Origin of the sequence: Kitasatospora sp. NPDC058063 (assembly GCF_042885395.1) — a bacterium.
Classification (GTDB): Bacteria; Actinomycetota; Actinomycetes; order Streptomycetales; family Streptomycetaceae; genus Kitasatospora; species Kitasatospora lactacystinica.
In genome coordinates this window covers 1-1,692 of the sequence record NZ_JBHVSD010000052.1, presented here as the reverse complement: position 1 = coordinate 1,692, position 1,692 = coordinate 1, and the positions used below count along the sequence as shown (strand labels likewise).

3 protein-coding genes are annotated in these 1,692 nt (G+C 70.8%); 2 read left to right on the top strand and 1 reads right to left on the bottom strand.

Annotated features, from left to right (window positions below):
* Both ACFVUY_RS42460 and ACFVUY_RS42455 read left to right on the top strand, forming a co-directional pair.
* A partial coding sequence (locus tag ACFVUY_RS42460) for a WD40 repeat domain-containing protein (RefSeq protein WP_387737284.1) occupies positions 1-292 on the top strand: 292 nt, incomplete at its 5' end.
* Positions 240-1,028 carry a helix-turn-helix domain-containing protein gene (locus ACFVUY_RS42455; RefSeq protein ID WP_387737293.1) on the top strand — a complete coding sequence of 263 codons (789 nt, stop codon included), beginning with the start codon at positions 240-242 and terminating at the stop codon, positions 1,026-1,028. The genes ACFVUY_RS42460 and ACFVUY_RS42455, both read left to right, overlap by 53 nt.
* A gap of 119 nt (positions 1,029-1,147) precedes the next feature.
* Here the strand turns inward: ACFVUY_RS42455 and ACFVUY_RS42450 are convergent, their stop codons facing one another.
* Positions 1,148-1,513 carry a hypothetical protein gene (locus ACFVUY_RS42450; RefSeq protein WP_387737283.1) on the bottom strand — a complete coding sequence of 122 codons (366 nt, stop codon included), beginning with the start codon at positions 1,511-1,513 and terminating at the stop codon, positions 1,148-1,150.
* Between the last annotated feature and the right edge of the window lie 179 nt (positions 1,514-1,692).

The window sequence follows — 1,692 nt, the reverse complement described above, 5'->3', positions numbered from 1 at the left end:
ACGCACCCTCGCCACCGTCAATGCCGAAGGCTCCGTTCGGCTGTGGGACACCACCACCGGCAAGCCCTCTGCCGACCTCACCGAGCACTCCGGTGTGGTGACGGCGGCGACGTTCGGCCCGGACGGGTACACCCTCGCCACCGTCGGCGACGACGGCATGGTGCAGGTCCAGTTCTACATTGCACCGGACACCGCGATCAGGAGGATCTGTACGGCCGTCGCCCGTGACTTCACCGACGATGAGAAGTCACGCTTCCTACCTGACTTCCCCGCACCTGCCTGCAGCTCATGAACGTCCGTTCGACTCGACCGGCCGCATTGCGTCGGCTGAACCGGGAGCCGCAGGGTGGCCTGCCACCGGCCGTCCCGGCCGCTCTCCTCCCCACCCTCCTCCTGGCCGGTGGCGCCGCGCAGCGGAGCCGCCGGGCCACCGCGCAGCGGACACCCCGTCACGCCGTCGGCGCGAAGCATCAGGTTGCCGGGATCTTGTCTCCGCTCCTGCCCTGCGGGCCGCGCGCACGGCCGCCGGTGCGTCGGTTGCCCGGATTGCGCGTGAGGTCGGGGTCACCGAGCGCGCGGTGAGCCTCTATCTCACCGGGACGCGCGTGCCGAAGCCGGGGCTGCTGGTGCGCCTGGCGGGGGCGGTCGGCGTCGCTCCGGCCGACCTGTGCGCCTTCGAGCACGAGCGTCTGGTCCATCTGCGGGTGTTCGCCGGCCGCAGCCGCGCCGAGATGGCCCGGCGGCTCGGCATCGCCGAGGAGACCTACCGGCAGTTGGAGACCACCGGGCGTCGCGGCACCCGCGCCCGGTACGACCGTGCGCGCGACGAGTGGATCGCCTGGGACGACTGGGCCGCACCGGCCTTCGGCACCACCCCGGAGCGGTTGCTGGCCGCCCTTCGCCGCACCGAGGAGTACTGGCCGGTACTGCGCGAGCAGCGGTGGCAGCGGATCCGCGAGACCGACCCGCAGTGGGCCGCCATGGTGGAACAGATCACCAAACGGCCACCCCGCCACCGAAGACGCTGACAACCACCCATGCCCGCGGCGACGCGCGGGACTACGAACGGCTGCCCCGGCACAGCGAGGCGCTCATCACTTGGGCCGCCGTCACCGTGATGACCCGGCGCCTGGCTCGCCGGTCCTGACTACCTCGCGGCGTTCCGCACGGCCAGCTGCTGCCGGGCGATGGAGGCCGGGTCGGTCGGCCGCAACCATGCGCACGCGGTCAGCTTCTTCGCCCGCAGGAAGACCTCGACGCATGCACCCGAAGGCCATCCCACCCTTTCGCGGGGGCCGGCGTCCACCCGTCCGCCGACCATCGAGGCCAGCACCCGGGCGCCGTGGTGCACACAGGCCGAAAGCTCTTCGAGCATGTGCACGTGCTCCAGGACACCGTGCGGGGACGTCTCGGTGACGAACACAGCGTCGACCGGGCCCTCGCACGGCGTGATGTCCAGCGGATCCGCAGCCTCACAGCGAGGAGGAACGGCGGAGGCATCGACGGTGTCCATAGACACCAGCCTCCCACACCCCCAACAACTCTCGGTGCGACACCGCAGAAGCCCAGTCAGCAGAGTTGGGATCGCCAACAACTTCTCAGCTTGACTCTGTCGGGGATCTTGGTCGCCGTCCTCTCAACTGACGGCTCGCCAGGAACGCAGGCGCGGGATGCCCTGCTGGTCGAGGTGGT